This window comes from Gordonia sp. ABSL11-1 (assembly GCF_030315685.1).
In the GTDB taxonomy this organism is placed as follows: Bacteria; Actinomycetota; Actinomycetes; order Mycobacteriales; family Mycobacteriaceae; genus Gordonia.
Genome location: NZ_JASXSI010000013.1, coordinates 147,005 through 165,812, shown reverse-complemented (window position 1 = coordinate 165,812; position 18,808 = coordinate 147,005). Strand labels below are relative to the sequence as shown.

17 protein-coding genes are annotated in these 18,808 nt (G+C 67.6%); 7 read left to right on the top strand and 10 right to left on the bottom strand.

Going from position 1 to position 18,808, the window contains the following annotated elements:
- Positions 1 to 84 precede the first annotated feature (84 nt).
- Both QSJ19_RS15920 and QSJ19_RS15915 read left to right on the top strand, forming a co-directional pair.
- Positions 85 to 1,089 (top strand): isopenicillin N synthase family dioxygenase, encoded by a 1,005-nt coding sequence (locus tag QSJ19_RS15920; protein WP_286321784.1) that lies wholly within the window; start codon positions 85 to 87, stop codon positions 1,087 to 1,089.
- Between the two features lie 5 nt (positions 1,090 to 1,094).
- Positions 1,095 to 2,429 carry an amidohydrolase family protein gene (locus QSJ19_RS15915; RefSeq protein ID WP_286321783.1) on the top strand — a complete coding sequence of 445 codons (1,335 nt, stop codon included), beginning with the start codon at positions 1,095 to 1,097 and terminating at the stop codon, positions 2,427 to 2,429.
- Between the two features lie 128 nt (positions 2,430 to 2,557).
- Here QSJ19_RS15915 and QSJ19_RS15910 read toward each other — a convergent pair whose 3' ends face one another.
- The 5 genes from QSJ19_RS15910 to QSJ19_RS15890 form a co-directional block, all read right to left on the bottom strand.
- Positions 2,558 to 3,211 carry a hypothetical protein gene (locus QSJ19_RS15910; protein WP_286321781.1) on the bottom strand — a complete coding sequence of 218 codons (654 nt, stop codon included), beginning with the start codon at positions 3,209 to 3,211 and terminating at the stop codon, positions 2,558 to 2,560.
- An 85-nt stretch (positions 3,212 to 3,296) separates the two neighbouring features.
- Positions 3,297 to 4,718, bottom strand: coding sequence for a hypothetical protein (locus QSJ19_RS15905; protein WP_286321780.1), 1,422 nt, complete (start codon positions 4,716 to 4,718; stop codon positions 3,297 to 3,299).
- Positions 4,719 to 4,779: 61 nt separating this feature from the next.
- A complete protein-coding gene (locus tag QSJ19_RS15900) occupies positions 4,780 to 6,069 on the bottom strand; it encodes a lipase family protein (protein ID WP_502876200.1) in 1,290 nt (429 codons plus the stop codon).
- Between the two features lie 65 nt (positions 6,070 to 6,134).
- Positions 6,135 to 7,544 (bottom strand): GntP family permease, encoded by a 1,410-nt coding sequence (locus tag QSJ19_RS15895; RefSeq protein ID WP_286321778.1) that lies wholly within the window; start codon positions 7,542 to 7,544, stop codon positions 6,135 to 6,137.
- Entirely contained in the window at positions 7,541 to 8,044 is a 504-nt protein-coding gene (locus QSJ19_RS15890; protein ID WP_286321777.1) for a gluconokinase, read from the bottom strand. Before QSJ19_RS15890 ends, QSJ19_RS15895 begins: the two co-directional genes overlap by 4 nt.
- A gap of 125 nt (positions 8,045 to 8,169) precedes the next feature.
- Here QSJ19_RS15890 and QSJ19_RS15885 point away from each other — a divergent pair, with 125 nt between their 5' ends.
- Positions 8,170 to 8,889 (top strand): FadR/GntR family transcriptional regulator, encoded by a 720-nt coding sequence (locus QSJ19_RS15885; protein WP_286321775.1) that lies wholly within the window; start codon positions 8,170 to 8,172, stop codon positions 8,887 to 8,889.
- Between the two features lie 52 nt (positions 8,890 to 8,941).
- On the opposite strand, the gene QSJ19_RS15880 is transcribed toward QSJ19_RS15885, so the two are convergent.
- On the bottom strand, positions 8,942 to 9,967 hold the full coding sequence (locus QSJ19_RS15880; RefSeq protein WP_286321774.1) for an aspartate-semialdehyde dehydrogenase: 1,026 nt from the start codon (positions 9,965 to 9,967) through the stop codon (positions 8,942 to 8,944).
- Between the two features lie 3 nt (positions 9,968 to 9,970).
- The gene (locus tag QSJ19_RS15875; RefSeq protein WP_286321773.1) at positions 9,971 to 11,236 is read right to left on the bottom strand and encodes an aspartate kinase; all 1,266 of its coding nucleotides are present in this window, start codon (positions 11,234 to 11,236) and stop codon (positions 9,971 to 9,973) included.
- 274 nt (positions 11,237 to 11,510) lie between these two features.
- Between QSJ19_RS15875 and QSJ19_RS15870 the strand changes: the two genes are divergently transcribed.
- On the top strand, positions 11,511 to 12,782 hold the full coding sequence (locus tag QSJ19_RS15870; RefSeq protein ID WP_502876197.1) for a hypothetical protein: 1,272 nt from the start codon (positions 11,511 to 11,513) through the stop codon (positions 12,780 to 12,782).
- Between the two features lie 30 nt (positions 12,783 to 12,812).
- Here the strand turns inward: QSJ19_RS15870 and QSJ19_RS15865 are convergent, their stop codons facing one another.
- Entirely contained in the window at positions 12,813 to 13,448 is a 636-nt protein-coding gene (locus QSJ19_RS15865) for a TetR/AcrR family transcriptional regulator (RefSeq protein WP_286321772.1), read from the bottom strand.
- A 161-nt stretch (positions 13,449 to 13,609) separates the two neighbouring features.
- Between QSJ19_RS15865 and QSJ19_RS15860 the strand changes: the two genes are divergently transcribed.
- Positions 13,610 to 15,097: an MFS transporter gene (locus tag QSJ19_RS15860; protein ID WP_286321770.1), complete on the top strand. Its 1,488-nt coding sequence runs from the start codon at positions 13,610 to 13,612 to the stop codon at positions 15,095 to 15,097.
- Here the strand turns inward: QSJ19_RS15860 and QSJ19_RS15855 are convergent.
- The gene (locus tag QSJ19_RS15855; RefSeq protein WP_286321768.1) at positions 15,034 to 15,744 is read right to left on the bottom strand and encodes a TetR/AcrR family transcriptional regulator; all 711 of its coding nucleotides are present in this window, start codon (positions 15,742 to 15,744) and stop codon (positions 15,034 to 15,036) included. The two genes, QSJ19_RS15860 and QSJ19_RS15855, sit on opposite strands and share 64 nt — an antisense overlap.
- Before the next feature lie 173 nt (positions 15,745 to 15,917).
- Here QSJ19_RS15855 and QSJ19_RS15850 point away from each other — a divergent pair, with 173 nt between their 5' ends.
- Together QSJ19_RS15850 and QSJ19_RS15845 are read left to right on the top strand one after the other, a co-directional pair.
- The gene (locus QSJ19_RS15850) at positions 15,918 to 17,453 is read left to right on the top strand and encodes an MFS transporter (RefSeq protein ID WP_286321767.1); all 1,536 of its coding nucleotides are present in this window, start codon (positions 15,918 to 15,920) and stop codon (positions 17,451 to 17,453) included.
- Positions 17,454 to 17,682: 229 nt separating this feature from the next.
- Positions 17,683 to 18,258: a nitroreductase family protein gene (locus tag QSJ19_RS15845; protein ID WP_286321766.1), complete on the top strand. Its 576-nt coding sequence runs from the start codon at positions 17,683 to 17,685 to the stop codon at positions 18,256 to 18,258.
- 9 nt (positions 18,259 to 18,267) lie between these two features.
- On the opposite strand, the gene QSJ19_RS15840 is transcribed toward QSJ19_RS15845, so the two are convergent.
- Positions 18,268 to 18,678: a hemophore-related protein gene (locus QSJ19_RS15840; RefSeq protein ID WP_286321764.1), complete on the bottom strand. Its 411-nt coding sequence runs from the start codon at positions 18,676 to 18,678 to the stop codon at positions 18,268 to 18,270.
- Positions 18,679 to 18,808 lie beyond the last annotated feature (130 nt).

Below are 18,808 nucleotides of genomic sequence, written 5' to 3'. Positions count from 1 at the left end.
GTCCGTCTGTTCGCGTCCGCGATGACCGCTCTCCCGGCATCGCGTCGAAAAGCGCATGCGGCCTCATCACCATGGAGAGAACACATGTCCGACGCCATTTCCGGTAGCCGCGCCCACACCATGACCGAACTCGACCGTGAGGCCTCGATGGGTGGCCCCGGCACCGAGACCACCGAGCGCGAGGTCCGACGGATCAGTCTCGCCGATCTGGAGCACCGTCGTGAGCAGGTAGCCGATGAACTCTGGTCCGCAGCAACCGATATCGGCTTCTTCCAGGTGATCGACCACGGAATCGATCTGCTCGCCGTCGATCACGCCTTCGAGATGTCCGCCCGGTTCTTCGCGCTCCCTCGGCAGGTCAAAGAGCAGTATCCGCTGAAGAAGGGCCAGAACGCGGGGTGGGAGTGCATGACCCAGGTCCGTCCGTCGGTCGGCACTCCCGATCAGAAGGAGTCCTACCAGTTCACCCGACCACGGATGGAGGGGCTGTGGCCCGCCGAGGGGGAACTTGCGGGATTCCGCTCCACCATCGAGGATTTCGAGTCCCGATGCCATCAGCTCGCGATGGATCTGCTCAGCTGCTTCGCCGACCGACTCGGACTCGCCCGCGACTTTTTCGCCCGCGCCCACGACCCCGCGTCGGCCGCCTACCAGAGCACGCTCCGCCTACTGCATTACTACGCCTTCCCGGACGACCTCCTCGACGAGCCCAACGTCTGGCGTGCGGGAGCACACACCGACTTCGACGTGCTGACCCTCTTGTTCCAGCGATCCGGACAAGGTGGGCTGCAGGTACTCCCGGGTGCCGAGGCCGACGGTCAGGCGTGGACGCCGATCGAACCATCCGACGACGCCATCACCTGCAACATCGGCGACATGCTGATGCGATGGTCGGACGATCGGCTGCCGTCGAACTTCCACCGTGTCCGCGCTCCGCGTCGTGGCGAGTACAGCGGCCCGCGGTACACGATCGCGTACTTCGCCCAGGCCGACATGGACGTGACCATCGAGAGCGCTCGCCGCACCTATCCACCGATCACCGCCGCCGACTACATCGCGCAGCGCATCGCCGCGAACTTCGCGAAGTAGACGCCATGTCGATCTCAGAGCTTCCCGACGACACGTCATCGACGATTCCGCCGACGACCCTGGCCGACGTCACCGTCTACACCGGCGGTCGGTGGCGGGCCCATCAGGATGTGCGCGTCGTCGGCGGCGTGATCGTCGCGATCGTCGACACCGCGCATCCGTCTGACGCAGCAAGCGGATTCGTCATCCCGGGTTTCGTCAACACCCATACACATCTCCAGCAGTCGCTGATGCGTGGCATCGCCGAATGCACACCGTTGCTCGAGTGGCTGCTCGCCGTCGCCGAGGAATCGGTGGCCATCACCCCGGAACGCGCGTACCTCGCAGCCGTGTCCGCATGCCTGGAGGCGCTGCGGTCCGGGACGACCACCGTCGTCGAACACATGTGGCCGCATCCGTCCGACGAGGTCCACGCTGCGGTCGTCCAGGCATTGCGGGACACCGGGATTCGCGCTGTCCTCGGGCGAGGTGTGGCGGATCGGCCGGATGCGACGCGAAAGTGGGGATTCGAGCCCCGGCTCATGCAACCGCTGGGAGACGTCCTCGACCACGTCGACGGCCTGCGAGAACTGGTCGGTGGCACGCGGATCGCTGTCGCTCTCGCCGTGCCGAATCCGCGGTCGGTGACCGACGCCGGGATGGCGACGATCCGGGCCTTCGCGCAGGAGCGCGACCTCCCGGTCTCCATCCACCTGCTGGAGACCGCCACCGACGACGTGATGTGCCGCGAACACGTCGGCGTCGGTGCCCTCGAGCATCTCGATCGCAACGGTTTCCTCTGGGATCGCGTCCTCGCCGTCCACTGCGTGGAGCTCGACGCCGCCGGCCGGCGCATCCTGCACGAGCGTGGAGTCGCGGTCTCGCACAACCCGTTGTCGAACATGCGCCTCGGCAGCGGCATCGCACCGGTGCCGGCGATGCTCGGCCTCGGGCTCTCGGTGGGCCTCGGCGTCGACGGCGCGGCGAGCAACGACACGCAGGACATGTTCGAGACGATGCGCATCGCCGCCTATCTGCAGCGCGCCGCACACCGTCGGGCGGACCTGTTGGGATACCGCGAGATGCTCGACATCGCCTGCGGTGGCGCCAATGCGACGCTCGGCCTGCCCGAGGTCGTCGGCGGGATCGCCGTCGGTGGGCCCGCGGACCTGACCGTCATCCGGTTCGACCGCGACTACGCGACACTGCCCGTCCGCGACCCCGGCGCCTCGCTGTTGACCACGGGATCACGATCGATCGTGGACACCGTGATGGTCGGCGGCGAGATCGTCGTCGACGACGGCCGCAGCACGCGGATCGACGAGGTGGAGTTCACGAAGGAGTTGGCGGCGCTGGGGTGAGGCGTGGTCTCGATACGCGTGCTCGCCCTTTGGGGCTCGCTCGCTACTCGACCAGCTTCGGGAACCGCCCCGCACCACCCGGCCGCTGATCGAGTAGGCACCGAGCGCAGCGAGGCGCCGTATCGAGATCACCTCGCGCGCAGCATCCTTGTCGGACGCATCCGTGTGGACACCGGCAACCATTGATTGACCGATCGTCGCAACGTCATCAGTGCGGCGACCACCAGCAGACCGAACTGCACCCAGCCCAGCACCGCGATCGCCGACGGTACCGCGGGGTAGTCGAAGAGCAGGTCGATGCCGATCGGTATGCAGAGCAGATTCACCACGACGGCGGAGAGGAAGAAGTTGCGACAGTTGCGACTGTGCTGGTTGGCGGCGGCGACGAGCAGCGCGTACTCGACGGCGAGGAACACGACGATCATGATCAGCATGAACGGCGGGAAGAACCCGGCAAGCGAATCGACCCGATCCGCCGGGCTCGCGTTGCGCGGATCGTCGACGACCCCCTCGAGTAATCTCGCGCGCAGCAGGTCGGTGATCGTCGACATGCTCACGAAGCCGTATCCAGCGCTGACCAGGCCCGTGAGCGCGGCACCCCACCACGCGACCCGCGCGTGCAGCACGAGTGCGGCCGGCGGCGGTCCCGGGTCGTCGAACCGTTCCGGATAGAGATTCGCCTCGTCGCGATCCTTCGACCTGCGCGCGATGGCCGCCAGATCCTCCGCATCCAGTTCGGCCTGGGTGGGGATTCGATCGGCGTCGTCGGCGGGTTCGGTCATGTCACCGATTGTCGCACCGTCGTGCAAGGCGGCCGGTTTCCGCGGGCCGGTTCTGCTCACGCGGGCGTGCCCGAGGAGTCGCTCGTCACCGCGTGATCTTCAGCATCCGGCCGACGGTCGCCTGCCACAGCGTGCCGTCGCGACCGATGGTGCCGGTCAGTTCGAGCGGTTCGTCGACCGGCCCCTCACCCACCCGCAGTGTCCTGACACGCTTTCCGGTGGCGAAATCCGTTGCCACGTAATCGATCGGCCCGATCTGCTGGATTCCGCCCGGACGGTACGGGCCGTAACCGAGGGCGTGGATGAGACCGTCCGCGCGCGACAGTCGCGGCAGCGTCGCGATGCGGTCGCCGTTCTCCCAGATCCGCCGGCAGCCCTGAGTCGAGACGTCGATCCGGGTGCTGCCGCCGACGAAGGGGGCGTTGCCCGGCACGCTGGGGCCGTCGACCGCCATCGGCGGGTACTGGTAGCCGTAGGTGCTGGGGATGACCAGGGAATTGCCCCACGCCATCGGCGAGTTCTCCGTTCCCTGCCCCGACCGCACGAAGGCCGGCATCCGGCAGACGGTCGATCCGGTGTCGCTGTCGTAGACGATGAGCTGCGGCCGTGCGGCGTTGTCGACGATCGCGACCCAACCGTCGCCGCCGGGCCCGAAGTAGGTCGGCGTCGTACCCGATCCCCACGTCAGCTGGCCCGGTCGGCGGGCCTGACCGCGGTCGTACGCGCGGCGCCAGATCACGTGGGGAACGCCGTCGGCGTCGGCCCGCATCTCGTAGAGCGCGTGGGTGGTGAGGATCGAGGCGCCCGACGCCCGGACGGACAGCCCGTTGCCGAGACGCTCGCCTCGCGGCAGGTGGGTCGACCGGATGCGCTTGTCCCGATCCACGGTGCCGACGACCCCTTGGGTGGTGGCGAACCAGACCCGTCCGTCGAAGTCGGGCGCCAGACCCGTGATCGCGTCGCCCTTCGGTATCCGGTGCGACACGTCGATCCGGTCGTCGACGACGATCTGCCACCGGCCACCTGACTTTCGATGTGCCACACGCAGGATCGATCCGGAACCGTCGGCGACGACGACCCGGTCACGATCGTCGAGGTAGCCGTACACACCGCCGAGCAGGCCTCCCTTCGTCAGCTGCAACCGGGCCAGCGGCGCCGCCGTGGCCGGATCGAACAGCGTCACCGTGGGAACCGCGAACGCGGCCGGTGCCGTACCGATGAACTGCGTGCACAACGACACCGGGAAACCATCCCGGCCGATGAAGGTCGCGGCGCAGGCGCCACCCGGAATGGACGATGTAGCCAGCCGCGCGGTACGACCCGGGCCGTGGAACGACGTCGAATCCGTCGACCACAGATCACCGTGCATCAGGGAGGTGCCGGTCGGGCCCACCCCGGTCGCCGGTCCCGGAGCCGCCGGCGCGGCCTGCGCGATCCCGCCGAGAACCCCCGTCGCCACCAGGACCGCGACCACGATCGCCGGCCACCGATATCCGCGAACGCTCATCATCGACCTACAGCACATCACATCTGCCGATCCGGATCGAGCGGTCGCGCCGCCACCCGGGTCAGCGCGAGAATTCGCCGAGGATGAAGTTCGTCGCCGGCAGCAGGGTGGTGAGCATCGGGAGTGCGTGGTTCACGACGAGTCCCGGGAAGATCGGGGGGATCCCGTTGGTCACCATCCGGACGTCGGCTCCCTGGCCGCGCCAATCGCGGTAGAGCTGATCGACCTGACCGTACGGGATGACATCGTCATTGATGCCGCCTTCGAGCAGGACCGGCGCGTTCGGCTTGAGCGTGCCGATTCGTTGTTCGGCGACAACCGCTTTCGCCTCGGGGTTGCGGGCGATCACCTGCGACAGCGGCTGACCGCTGCGCGTCCACTGCGTGGTGTGCTGGAATCCGAAGGCGAGACCGGTGTCGCCGATGCACTGCGTCGCGACCTGCGCGAGAACCCGTCGACCGGCCGGAGTGGTCTCCCGATCGAGGATCGGACGTAGCGCCGGGTAGCGGGCGGTGAGCCCGTTGATCGCATAGCCGATTCCGCCGACGATGAATGTCCCGTCGATGCGGTCGATGACCTTGGCGAGGTCGGCCGGAGGTGCCCCGGCGTAGGTGGCCTTGACGTCGAGGTCCGGCGCATAGGTCGCGGCGAGTTCGGCGGCCGAGGCGGCCGCGCCACCACCCTGCGAGTAGCCGGAGAAGCCGACCGGCGAGTTCGCGGGCGCGCCGGCGACGTGCAGTGCCGCGCGGGCGGCGTCGAGCATGGCGTGTCCGGACTCCGCACGGTTGACGTAGGTGTGGATCCCCGGGGTACCCATGCCGATGTAGTCGGTCATCGCGACCCGGACACCGTTGAGCAGCAGGAGGTTCATCTCCAGTGCCGAATAGTTGACCGCGATGCTCGGCTTGGCCGGATCGATGTTCAGCGGGAAGCTCATCAGCTTCGAGCCCGCACACTGATCACCCTGGCCGACGGTGCCCGGCCCCAGCACGACGGTCGGGCGCGGACCCTTGCCCTTCCACGGCGCGGTCGGTTCGACGACGGTCCCGGTCACCGCGGCGGGCGTGCCGTCCTGATACCGGGAGGTGTACATGATCCGGGTGGCCGTACCCGGCCACTGGTTCTTGACACCGGGGATCTGCAACAGCAGCGGGCTGGGCTGACTGCGGATGACCGCGCCGGGTTCAGCGGAGAACGTCGCCGGCGGCGTGTAGAAGTCGCCGGCGGCCGACGCGGACGGCGGCGTCATGGACACCGCCGCACCGACGATCAGACCGCTGATGGCGACTGCACCCAGACGCCGGAGTCTGCTGGTGGACGCGCCTGTGACCGATGAGAAGATTCCCCGCATATGTCTCATGGTCGGTAAGCTACCGCACAGTAACTTGGGCGGGTGACCGGGGTCTCGCTCAGTGGTCAGATCACCAGTCCGAGCAGCAGGACGACGATCAGTCCGGTGACCGACAGCACGGTCTCCATCATCGACCAGGTCTTGAAGGTCTGGCCGACCGTCATGCCGAAGTACTCCTTGACCAGCCAGAATCCGGCGTCGTTCACATGTGAGAGGAAGACCGATCCGGCCCCGATCGCCAGCACGACCAGCGAGACCTCGCCGGAGCTGAGTCCGTCGACCAACCCGAGCATGAGCGATGACGCGGTGATCGTCGCGACCGTTGCCGAGCCGGTCGCCAACCGGATGAGTGCGGCGAGAATCCAGGCGAGCAGCAACACGGAGATGTTGACGTCCTTGGCCCAGTCCGCGAGCAGAGTCCCGATCCCGGTGTCGACGAGAACCTGTTTGAACCCGCCGCCGGCGGCGACGATGAGCAAGATGCCCGCGATCGCGGGCAGTGCCGCTCCGGTGCACTTCGAGATCGTCTCGCGATCCATCCCCGAGCCGCGGCCGAGTGTGAACATCGCGACGACGACGGCGATCAGCAGCGCGATGACCGGGGTGCCGAGCACGTCGAGGACCTTGCGCACCGGCTGGTTCTCGTCCTCGACGAAGATCTCCGCGAGCGCCTTGCCCAGCATCAGGACGACCGGCAGCAGGACGCTGAACATCGTGATCCCGAAGCTCGGCCGGCGGGTCGTCGGGCCATCGCCGGGGTCGGCGTCGAAGGTCTCCGGGATGGGCACGGTCACCCAGCGTCCGGCGAGCGTGCCGAACAGCGGCCCGGCGACGACGATCGTCGGGATCGCCACGAGCACACCGAGTGCGAGGGTGGTTCCGAGATCGGCGCCGAGTGCGTCGATGGCGACCAGCGGCCCCGGGTGCGGCGGGACGAACCCGTGCATCGCGGACAGTCCGGCGAGGGCCGGGATACCGATCACGATGAGCCCCAGACCCGACCGCCGTGCCACGAGATAGATCACCGGCATCAGCAGGACGAGGCCGATCTCGAAGAACATCGGCAAGCCGATGATCGCGCCGACCAGCGCCATCGCCCACGGCAACAGCCGCGGTGAGGCGTGTCCGACGATGGTGTCGACGATCTCGTCCGCACCGCCCGAGTCGGCGAGCAACTTGGCGAACATCGCACCGAGCGCGATGAGGATGCCGACACCCGCGGCCGTGGTGCCGAAGCCGTCGGTGAAGGACTCCAGGAGTGTCGGAATCGATTCGCCTGCAACGATTCCGACGGTCGCGGCGCCGCCGATGAGGGCGAGGAACGGATGCACCCTGGCGAGCGTGATCGCCAGGACGATCACGGCGATGCCGGCCAGGGCGGCCACGATCAACTGCCATCCGGGTGCCACCGGTTCCGGCAACTCCGTGTCGGCGGCGAGGAAGGTGAGCGTCGGGTTCGCGAGCGCGGTTGTCATCGGTCCACTCCGTTCTCGAGTGCGGACACCGACTGGTCGACGATCTCGTCGACGCTCTGATCGACGTCGACGACGCCTCCTCGCTCGTCGTCGTCGAGCGGTTCGAGCGTGGCGAACTGTGATTCCAGCAGAGCGGCCGGCATGAAGTGGCCGGGACGCGAGGCCTGTCGTCGGGCGATGACCTCGAGCGGGCCGTCGAGGTGGACGAAGAAGACCGACGGCTCGTGGGACCGGAGCTGATCGCGGTAGGAGCGCTTGAGCGCCGAACAACTCATCACGCCGCCGTCGGCGTGATCGGTGAGCCATCGACCGATCGATTCGAGCCAGGGCCGTCGGTCGTCGTCGTCGAGCGCGTGGCCGGCGGACATCTTGGCGATGTTCTCCGGCGAATGGAAGTCGTCGGCGTCCGCGAACGGAACCCTCAGACGCTGCGACAACGCCGCCCCCACGGTCGACTTGCCCGACCCCGACACACCCATCACGACCACAGGTGACTGCATACCCGCTCCTAACCCAGTTGTGCTGCTGGTCACACAGAGTGCCTCAATAGTAATACTTTTGCAAGATGCGGACGCCATAAGTACGCATATTCGGCAGATCCGAGGATCAATGGGAAGATGATTCGGTGAGTCGGGACACACCAGGGGCAGGGCCACGACACGACGAGATCCTCACGGCGATCGGGCGCGACATCGTGTCCGGTGAGCAGGCGACGGGCAGCGTGATCACCCTCGACGCCATCTGCGCCCAGTACGGGGTGTCACGCACCGTGGCCCGGGAGGTGATCCGGGTACTCGAGTCGATGGGACTGGTCGCCTCACGACGACGTGTGGGGATCACCATCCAGCCGCGGACACGGTGGAGCGTGTTCGATCCGCAGCTCATCCGGTGGCGGCTCGACGGCGCCGAACGCACCGACTTCCTGCTGACACTGTCGGAACTGCGGCGCGGTTTCGAACCGGTGGCTGCGGCGCTGGCCGCCGAACGCGCCGACGAGCATCAGTGCCGAATCCTGGCGGCGGCGGTGTCCGACATGGCGGTGCACGGTCGCAGCGTCGACCTGGAGGCTTACCTACTGGCCGACAAGGTGTTCCATCGGACGCTTCTCGAGGCCAGCGGGAACGAGATGTTCCGCGCGCTCGCCGAGGTCGTCCACGAGGTCCTGGCCGGTCGGACGCATCACGGCATGATGCCGGACCGTCCGAACCCGGAAGCCATTGCGCTGCATGATGATGTCGCGCGGGCCATCCGGCTCGGCGATCCCGTGGCCGCCGAGGCCGCCATGCGGGCGATCATCGTCGAGGCGGCGGCTGCCGTCTCGGTTCCTCCCAACCCGCAGACGTAGCGGAAATCCACTCCAGACGACGATATCCGCTACGTCCGCGGGGAAACGGAGCCTAAACCAGCAGCTCGGCAATCTGGATCGTGTTGAGCGCAGCGCCCTTTCGGAGGTTGTCGCCCGACACGAACAGTGCGAGACCGCGTCCTTCGGGAACTCCCGGGTCCTGGCGGATACGACCGACGAGCGAGTTGTCGCCGCCGGCCGCACCGAGCGGCGACGGCACGTCGGAGAGGTGGACTCCTGCTGCGGCAGCGAGGATTTCCTGCGCCTTCTCGACCGAGATCGGCCGCTCGAACTCCGCATTGATCGACAGCGAGTGGCCGGTGAACACGGGTACACGCACACAAGTTCCACTGACGAGGAGTTCGGGAAGCCCGAGGATCTTGCGAGATTCGTTGCGCAGCTTCTGGTCTTCGTCAGTCTCACCCGAGCCATCGTCGACGAGCGAACCGGCCAGCGCGACGACGTTGAACGCGATGGGCGCGACGTACTTGTTCGGCGCCGGGAAATCGACTGCCCCACCGTCGTACACGAGCTTCTCGGCGTCGTCGGCAACCGCACGCACCTGGGTGGCGAGTTCCTCCACGCCGGCGAGCCCGCTACCCGAGACGGCCTGGTAGCTCGAGACGATCAGGCGCTGCAATCCGGCCGCGTCGTGCAGCGGCTTGAGCACCGGCATCGCCGCCATCGTGGTGCAGTTCGGGTTCGCGATGATGCCCTTCGGCGGGTTCTTCGCCAGCTCTCCGTTGACCTCCGAGACGACGAGCGGGACGTCGGGATCCTTACGCCACGCCGACGAGTTGTCGATCACGGTCACGCCGGCGGCGGCGAACCGTGGAGCCTGCTCCTTGGACATGGTCCCGCCCGCCGAGAACAGCGCGATGTCGAGACCCGACGGGTCCGCGGTCGCGGCATCCTCGACGACGATCTCACCGTCTCCCCACGGGAGCTTCTTGCCCGCCGACCGCGACGAGGCGAAGAAGCGCACCTCGTCGGCCGGGAACTTGCGCTCCGCCAACAGGGTTCGCATGACGCCGCCGACCTGACCGGTCGCACCGACCACACCGATTCTCACGCCCATGGTCTATCGCCCCGTTCCGGCGTAGACGACGGCTTCCTCGTCGCCGCCGAGGTCGAAGGCCTCGTGCAGCGCGCGGACCGCGTCGTCGAGTTCGGTGTCGCGGCAGAGCACCGAGATCCGGATCTCCGAGGTGGAGATCAGCTCGATGTTGATGCCCGCGTTGCTCAGCGCCTCACAGAAGGTCGCGGTGACGCCCGGGTGGCTCTTCATGCCTGCGCCGACGAGGGACACCTTGCCGATGTGATCGTCGTAGAGCAGGTCGGTGAACCCGACCTCGTCCTGCAGCTTCTTCAGCTTCTCCATGCCGATCGGGCCGAGCTCGCGAGGCAGGGTGAAGGTGATGTCGGTCTTGCCGGTATCCACCTTCGAGATGTTCTGCAGCACCATGTCGATGTTGATCTCGGCGTCGGCGACGGCGCGGAAGACGCGCGCCGCGTAGCCCGGCTTGTCGTCGAGGCCGACGACGGTGATCTTGGCCTCGCTGCGGTCATGCGCGACGCCGGTGAGAATGGCTTCTTCCACGGGGATGTCCTCCATCGAGCCGGCGACGAGAGTGCCGGGTTTGGTCGAGTACGACGAGCGCACATGAACAGGGACGTTGTACCGGCGGGCGTACTCCACACAGCGCAGCATCAGGACCTTGGCGCCGCAGGCGGCCAGCTCCAGCATCTCCTCGAAGGAGACCGTCTCGAGCCGCTTCGCGTCGGGGACGATACGCGGATCGGCGGAGTACACGCCGTCGACGTCGGTGTAGATCTCGCACACGTCGGCCTTCAGTGCCGCCGCGAGGGCGACTGCCGTCGTGTCCGATCCACCACGACCGAGCGTGGTGATGTCCTTCGTGTCCTGCGAGACTCCTTGGAAGCCGGCGACCAGCACGATCTTGCCCTCATCGAGAGCGCTGCGTACGCGTCCCGGGGTGACGTCGATGATCTTCGCCTTGCCGTGGCTGCTCGTCGTGATGACACCGGCCTGAGAGCCGGTGAACGACTGCGCGTGGGCACCGAGCGAGCTGATGGCCATCGCCACGAGCGCGTTGGAGATGCGCTCACCGGAGGTGAGGAGCATGTCCATCTCACGCGCCGGGGGCGTCGGGTTGACCTGCTGAGCCAGGTCGAGCAGTTCATCGGTGGTGTCGCCCATCGCGGAGACGACCACGACGACGTCATTGCCCTGCTTCTTGGTCTCGACGATGCGCTCGGCGACACGGCGAATCCGCTCGGCCGTAGCGACCGAGGATCCGCCGTACTTCTGCACAACGAGTGCCACGTCGACCACCTTTCGGGTGTTGTCGGGAAGTACATCGCCCCAGTTCGGAACCGCTCTCTGATGAGCGACGGGGCGAACCTTTGCGGACCTCACCTTACCGGCGGGCCCACATTGTCCCGAATCGGAGCCACCCCGCCAGGTGACGATGGCCACATCTGCGCCGGACATTCCGGGTGACCGCGCACCCCAATCACTACGACGACGAGTGACGCGCCGAGGACTCGTCGTCGAGTGTGGTGGTCGCAACTCCGCGTGGCGTCCTACCATCGCTGAGGTGGCCACCGGAACCGATGTCGGCGCGACCGCACGCGAGGACGGCGTGCCACGCCGGACCCCCCGACGCCGCCCTCGGCGGACCGCCGACACCACGCCCGCCGCGTCGGCTCCGACCTGGGGTGGAGCCACCCTTCGCACGTGGCTGATCCCGATCCTGCTGTTCCTCGTCATCCGCGCGATCGGCATCCTCGTCCTGGCCCGCTTCGCCCAGCTGCGCAACACCTCGGTCGGCGACGCGCTCTGGTTGTGGGACGGGAAGTGGATGGTCGCGATCGCCGAGTACGGCTACACCAACGTCCCCTTCACCCAGACCGACGCACGCGGCCTGCACACCCCGGACACCGCATACGCCTTCTTCCCCGGCTACCCGATGCTCGTCGGCGCGGTCGCGAAACTGCCACTGATCACGCCGTACGGCGCAGCGATCACCGTCAACCTCGTCCTCGGCTGCATCGCCGCGGTCGGGGCCGCGCGCCTCGGCGCGTGGTGCGCCCGTGCGATGGCGCAGCGATCACCCATCGGGAGAGTCGACCCGGGCCGGGCGGGGCTGTTCCTCGTCGCGCTGTTCGCCGCGACACCGATGTCGATCGTGCTGAACATGGCCTACACCGAGGCACTGTTCTGTGCGCTCGGCGTCTGGGGCCTCATCGGCGTGATGGAACGGCGATGGTTGCTCGCGGGACTCTGCGCCATGCTGGCCGGGGCCAGCAGACCGACGGCGGTGGTGTTGATCGGTGTCGTCATGCTCGCTGCGCTGCTCGTCCGCCGCGACGGATGGCCGGCGTGGGCAGCCGTCGTGATCAGCCCGCTCGGGTACCTGGGCTACCTCGCCGTCGTGTGGGCGCACACGGGGTCGCCGACGGGATGGTTCCGCATCCAGACCGAGGGCTGGGGCACCGAGTTCGATTGGGGCCGGGCCACCTTCACGTTCGTGAACGAGACCCTCGTGCACTCCGGCGAAGTGGCCCCCGTCGCCTCGGCGTGGATCATCCTGTCGACCCTGGTGATGCTGGGGCTCGCGGTGTGGGCCCGACTTCCGTGGCCGGTACTGCTCTACGGGACCCTCGTGGTCGCCTCGATCGTGCTGTCGAGCGGTCTGATGATGAGCCGCGCGCGGCTGCTGCTGCCCGCCTTCGTGCTGCTCATCCCGGTGGCGATGGTGCTGGCGCGCTGGCGCACGCCGGTGGGCGTTGCCGCCATGGTGCCGGTCGTGGTGGGCAGCGCGTGGTTCGGCGCACACATGCTCACGGTGTATCCGCACGCCATGTGATGCGCGAAGTCGCACGCGCCTCGCGGGCTGTCAGGCCTGTGGACGAAGACCGTCGAGGACGACCTTGATGAGACGATCACGCGTCTCCGTGGTGTCGCTCGGTATGCACGTCATCGACAATCCGCCCAGCAGCCGCGACACGTCGTCCGGCTCGACGTCGTCACGGAACACACCCTGCCGACGACCCGCCTCGAGGATGGCGGCAGTGAGCTCGCGAGACCGTGACCTGGTCTCGTCGAAGACCTCCGCATCGTCGCCGACCGCGGCCAGGATCGCCTCTTTCATCCCCCGCTTCGTGCCGGCCGTGGACATGTAGGCGGCGAAGAGTCCCGCGAGAGCGGCATCCGGCGACTCGGTCTCGAGGCGCCGCCACCCGTCGTCGACGATCTGAGCCGAGTAGGTGCGGAAGGTCGCCTCGACCAGCGCCGTGCGATTCGGGAAGTGGCGATAGAGCGTGCCGATGCCGACCCCCGCCTCGGCGGCGACCTTGTCCAGAGCGACCTCGATTCCCTCGACGTGAAAGAGCTCTTGGGCGGCCTCGACCAGCTTGTCGTAGTTTCGCGCGGCATCTGCCCGCGTCGGTCGCTTCGAGATCGCAGCCTTCGGGGTGGTCGCCGACGCGCCTGTCGTCGACGACCCTGTCGTGGGCTTGGCACCGGCCGCCACGGCATCCGCTCCTTCATCTCGTCACCACGCGACATCCCTCGCGCAGGGGCTACTTGCTAAACGGAGGAATCCTCCGTATATTAATCGGAGGAAGCTTCCGCTTCACCGCCGAGTGTACTCGCACCCCTTCTCGATGACCCCCTACCCGAAAAGAGTTCTCGATGCCTCTTTCTCCATCGGTTGAACGCGCCTATACGCCGTCCCCCATCCCCGGGGTCGGCTGGCTGCGCTCACGGGTGAATATCGATGCCCTGGTTCTCCTGTCCGTTCTCGGCTGCCAGTTGATGGTGGTGGTCGATGCGACCATCGTCAACGTGGCCCTCCCGGATATTCAACGGTCCCTTGACTTCTCGACATCGAGCCTGTCCTGGGTACTCAACGCCTACACACTGACGTTCGGTGGCCTCCTCCTGCTCGGCGCCCGCCTCGGCGACATACTCGGCAGGCGGAGCACCTTTCTGGGTGGTCTGACGGTGTTTCTCGCCGCGTCGGCATTCGGCGGCCTGTCCACCGATTCGTCGATGCTGCTCGTCGCTCGCGCACTGCAGGGGGTCGGCGCCGCCATCGCCGCGCCGGCAGCCCTCGCCCTGCTGATGACCCGATTCCCGGAGGGGCCGCAGCGAACCCGAGCGCTTGCCCTGTTCACCGCGGTCTCGATCGGCGGATTCTCGTTGGGACTCGTGGTCGGCGGCGCACTGGTGGAATGGCTGGACTGGCGCTGGGTGTTCTTCGTGAACCTGCCGATCGGCGCCGCCGTGCTGGTGGCCGGCATGTTCTCGCTCCCGCAGACGGCGCGTCGACCGGGAACCTTCGATCTGCAGGGCGCGCTGTATTCGACGATCGGGATCGGCGCGATCGTCTACGGACTCGTCCACGCCGCGGAGCAGTCCTGGTCCAGTCCGGTGACCGTCGTGGCGCTCACCGTCGGGGCAGCCCTGCTCGTCGCGTTCGTGCTCACCGAGACCCGCGCCGCAGCGCCCATCACCCCGCTACGACTGTTCGCGAGTGTGCCGCGCAGCTCGGCCCACGCGGGACGACTCGTCATGGTCGCCGGCTTCATGGGGATGATGTTCTTCCTGACGCAGTACATGCAGGAGGTGCTGCACTACGGGCCTCTCGAAACCGGACTCGCCTACCTGCCGATGACGGCGGCCACCTTCGCATCGTCCCAGATCACGGCGCGGATCCTAGTCTCGCGGTTCAGCAACAGGGCACTCCTGCTCGCCGCCTTCTCGGCGGCCGCGGGCGGCCTGTTCTGGCTCAGCGCACTCGACGCGCACACCTCGTACGCGTCACTCGTCGGCCCGTTCGTCTTGGTCGGAGCGGGCGGCGGAATGGCGTTCCTGTCGCTGACGACGGCGGCGCTGCGTGGCGTGCATCCCGACGACGCAGGTGCAGCGTCGGGCGTGGTCAACACCGCGCAGCAGCTCGGCGGCACCGTCGGACTCGCGATCATGGTCGCCGTGTTCGGTGCGGCCACCCGCGGATTGCCCGCGTCGTCGGACACGTTCGCACACGGCATGACCGTGACCGTGCTCGTTGCCGGAAGCCTCTTGGTGGCCGGCGGTGTCCTGATGGCCGCCACTCAGGGCGAACGCCGCGAACCGTCCCTCGACGTCGCGCTGGCCGCGAATCCGTCACAGAGATAAGCGATCCCGTCGTCGAGACGGGCACGCGGATCCAGTAGCCGTGGCGCCGTATCCTCTCCGGCCAGCCGGGAGAGGTGCGGCGCCACCGCCGTGCTGCGTCCGGCCAACAGATCCTCGAGCCCGTCCGGACGCTCCGACGGTTTCTCGGCCCGGATCAGGTCGTCGCTGACCGCGACCAGCGCGACACCATGGACATAACTCCACACGGTCAGCGCCATCCCCGTCGCCTCGACCAGATCCACGTCGAGTTCCAGGAAACCGGCGGCGAACCAGTCCAGACAGCGCAGGGACTCGTCGCCGAAACTGTGCCGCGGCGACGAGTACGCGATGACGACCCAGGGATGCTGCCGGTAGAGCTCCCAGTCGATGTCGACGATGAGCCCGACACGGTCCCGCCACCCCGGCGGTTCCGGATCGTCGACGGGGTAGGGGAATCGGCGGCCGATCTCCTCGGACATCTGCTGGAGCAGCGCATCCTTGTCGTCGACGTGTCGGTAGAGCGACATCGCCCCGACGCCGAGCTCGTCGGCGATCCGTCGCATCGACAGCGCGCCGATCCCGTCGCGGTCGGCGACATCGATCGCGGCGTCGACGATGGCCTCCAGCGTCAGCTTTGCGCCGGCATTCGACTTGTCGGTCGACGACAAGTGGCTCTCCTCCCCACCGTCCGACGACGGTATCTCATCCCGATCGTCACCTGCGGGAATATTCCGGTTGCGTACAGCGTACTCACTCTCGTACCGTCTAGTGCGTACGGCGTACGCGACCCCAGGGGGGCGCTACCCCGTCCTGTCGTTCGAGAGATCCGTAGGAGCCCGCCATGTCCACCCTCACCCCACCGTCTGATCTGCGCCACCGGGATTCCGGCGCGGACCGACGTATGTGGTGGGGTCTGGCCGTCCTGACCCTGCCCGTCCTCCTCGTGTCGATGGACTTCTCGGTCCTCTACCTGGCGATTCCGGCCATCACCGACGCGCTGACCCCGACTGCGTCCGAGCAGTTGTGGATCCTCGACATCTACGGATTCCTCATCGCCGGCCTGCTGATCACGATGGGCAACGTCGGCGATCGAGTGGGTCGCCGGCGGATCCTGCTCGCCGGTGCCACTCTGTTCGGCGTCGCGTCGGTCATCGCCGCCTTCGCGCCGAATGCCGCGATCCTGATCGCCGCCCGCGCTCTGATGGGTGTCGGCGGCGCGACGCTGATGCCGTCGAGCCTGTCGCTGATCGCCAACATGTTCCCGAACGCCCGCGACCGGGCAAAGGCGATCGGAGTCTGGACGGCGGCCTTCGCCGGCGGCAGCGCGATCGGCCCGGTCATCGGCGGCGTTCTGCTGCACCACTTCTGGTGGGGCAGCGTGTTCCTGATCAATGTTCCCGTCCTCGCCGTGCTGTTCATCGCCGGACCCCGGCTCGTCCCCGAGTACCGCGCACCCGACGCCGCGCGCTTCGACGTCGTCGGCGTCGTGTTGTCGATGATGGGCATCCTGCCTCTCGTCTACGCCGTGAAGACGATGGCGTCCGACGGCCTGACCGTCGGGGTCGCGGGCATCGGGGTGTTCGGCGTCGTCCTGCTGGCACTCTTTCTCGCACACCAGTGTCGGGCCACCGCTCCGCTGCTCGACCTCGCGCTGTTCCGCAATCCGCAGTTCAGTGCCGCGGTGTCGGTCGCGCTGGTCGGCATGATGGCGCTCGGCGGGATGTCGTATCTGACGGGCGTCTACCTGCAGTCGGTGCGCGGTTTCGATGTGTTGTCGGCGGCGCTCGCCGGACTGCCGATGGCCGTGGCCGTGGCCGTGTTCTCGATCGGGGCGTCTCGCGTCGTCGCGGCCATGGGCCTGCGGAGCGCATTCGTCGGTTCGGTGCTCCTGGCAGCCGTCGGCAACCTGGGACTGCTCGCACTGACCATGTCCAGCCCACTGTGGGTCTATCTCGTGTTCACGTCGATCGCGGGCATCGGGTACGGCATCCAGTTCAGCGTGGTCTCCGATGTCGTCGTCGGCTCGGTGCCCGTCGAACGGTCGGGCGCGGCCTCGGGCATCTCCGAGACCAGCTTCGAACTCGGCACCGCCATGGGACTCGCCCTCCTCGGTTCACTGGCGACGCTCGTGTTCCGGGAGAACTCGCAGGGATGGACGTTCGAAGACACCCTCGGCGACACCCTCCACCGCGCTGGCGAGATGGGTTCCGGCGGAGACGAACTCGTGAGTGCCGCCCGTGTCGCCTTCGTCGACGGGATGCATGCCGCATCCCTCGCCGCCGTCATCGCCCTCGGCATCTTGGCCGTGGTACTGACGTTCGTGATGCGGAAGCGGCCTGCCGACGGTGTCCGGCACGAGGACACGACCCGCGCCTGACGTCGGCGGGTCGCTCCGCCGACCGCCCTCAACTCGCCGACCGTGCCCCAGATTTCGCCGACCGTGTCCAGAATCGCGCCCATCGTGTCCAGCGGTCGATTCGAACCGGGCGCGCGCCGTCGATTCCGATGACACCGGGCACACTCAGCGAAATTCTGGACACGGTCGGCGAGATTCTGGACACGGTCGGCGGTGGGTGGACCCGCGTGCGATGGCCTACGGTGGCCGTGTGCATGAGTTGATCGAAGGACGTCGGAGTGCCCGTGGATACGACACCACCGCAGAGATCTCGGTCGATGACCTGACCTCGGTGCTCGACGCGGGACGGTGGGCGCCGACGTGGGGGCGTGTCCAGCCCGTCCGGTTCGTCGTGGGCCGTCGCGCCGACGACACGTTCACGGGTCTCACCGAGACGCTGACGCGAGGCAACGCGGGCTGGGCGCCGGCCTCGGCCGCCCTGATACTGGTATGCACGGCCGCCGAACCCGACGACGAGAAGGCTCGCACCTACGCCGCGGTCGACGTGGGATTGGCTGTGTCACAGATGATCCTGCAAGCGAACGCACTCGGGTACAACGCCCATCCGATGGCCGGTTTCGACGCGGAGACGGCCGTCCGACGCTTCGCGATCCCGGACGATCGCCGACCGCTCGTCCTGCTCGGGCTCGGCGCGTTGGCCGATCCCGAGCAGGTCGCGACCGAGATCCGCGAGCGCGACGAGCGTCCACGCACCCGGCTTCCCCTCGACGAGGTGGCATTCGCCGAGACCTGGGGACATCCGTTCACGAGCGCCCCGAGGCCCTGACCCCGCCGATCAGAACCGGCTGCAGGACACCTTCGCCCGCTTGACCGCGTCGCGGGTCTTCGTCATCTCCGGACGTGTCAGGTGATGTTCGCGGATGAACCGTCCGATCGCCGACTCGGCCGGATGATTCTTGCGGAACTCGGCGCGCTTGGCCTTCCGCTGTTCCTTCGTCATGATGAGCGCGGACTCGAAGTGCTTCTTCATCATCGGGTTCGCCTCGATTCGCTTCCACAGGGCCGGATCCTCCTTGGCGAGTGCGCGTTCGACCTGCGTGACGGAGCAGTTCGTTCCGGTCACCTGTGGGTGCGACGTGGGTGCCGGCGTCGCGGTGGCGACACCACCGACGGCGATCGTCGATGCGATACCGACGCCCGCGAGGGTGCAGGCGACCCGTCGGGACATGCGGGAGTTGAGGTCCATGGAGCACATACCTTTCTGACCGTCGGACGGCACAGCCGCCGCGAGAGGTGTACCGAGCGCCTCGGCACGCGAGAGAAACTATCGGCCACAGATGTGAGACGACTGAGATTCTGCTGTCGAAACGAGCATC

Bases quoted from the DNA above. Each gene is read 5' to 3' on its own strand.
- QSJ19_RS15920 (WP_286321784.1), top strand. From the start codon at position 85: ATGTCCGACGCCATTTCCGGTAGCCGCGCCCACACCATGACCGAACTC.
- QSJ19_RS15915 (WP_286321783.1), top strand. From the start codon at position 1,095: ATGTCGATCTCAGAGCTTCCCGACGACACGTCATCGACGATTCCGCCG.
- QSJ19_RS15910 (WP_286321781.1), bottom strand. From the start codon at position 3,211: ATGACCGAACCCGCCGACGACGCCGATCGAATCCCCACCCAGGCCGAA.
- QSJ19_RS15905 (WP_286321780.1), bottom strand. From the start codon at position 4,718: ATGAGCGTTCGCGGATATCGGTGGCCGGCGATCGTGGTCGCGGTCCTG.
- QSJ19_RS15900 (WP_502876200.1), bottom strand. From the start codon at position 6,069: ATGCGGGGAATCTTCTCATCGGTCACAGGCGCGTCCACCAGCAGACTC.
- QSJ19_RS15895 (WP_286321778.1), bottom strand. From the start codon at position 7,544: ATGACAACCGCGCTCGCGAACCCGACGCTCACCTTCCTCGCCGCCGAC.
- QSJ19_RS15890 (WP_286321777.1), bottom strand. From the start codon at position 8,044: ATGCAGTCACCTGTGGTCGTGATGGGTGTGTCGGGGTCGGGCAAGTCG.
- QSJ19_RS15880 (WP_286321774.1), bottom strand. From the start codon at position 9,967: ATGGGCGTGAGAATCGGTGTGGTCGGTGCGACCGGTCAGGTCGGCGGC.
- QSJ19_RS15860 (WP_286321770.1), top strand. From the start codon at position 13,610: ATGCCTCTTTCTCCATCGGTTGAACGCGCCTATACGCCGTCCCCCATC.
- QSJ19_RS15850 (WP_286321767.1), top strand. From the start codon at position 15,918: ATGTCCACCCTCACCCCACCGTCTGATCTGCGCCACCGGGATTCCGGC.
- QSJ19_RS15840 (WP_286321764.1), bottom strand. From the start codon at position 18,678: ATGGACCTCAACTCCCGCATGTCCCGACGGGTCGCCTGCACCCTCGCG.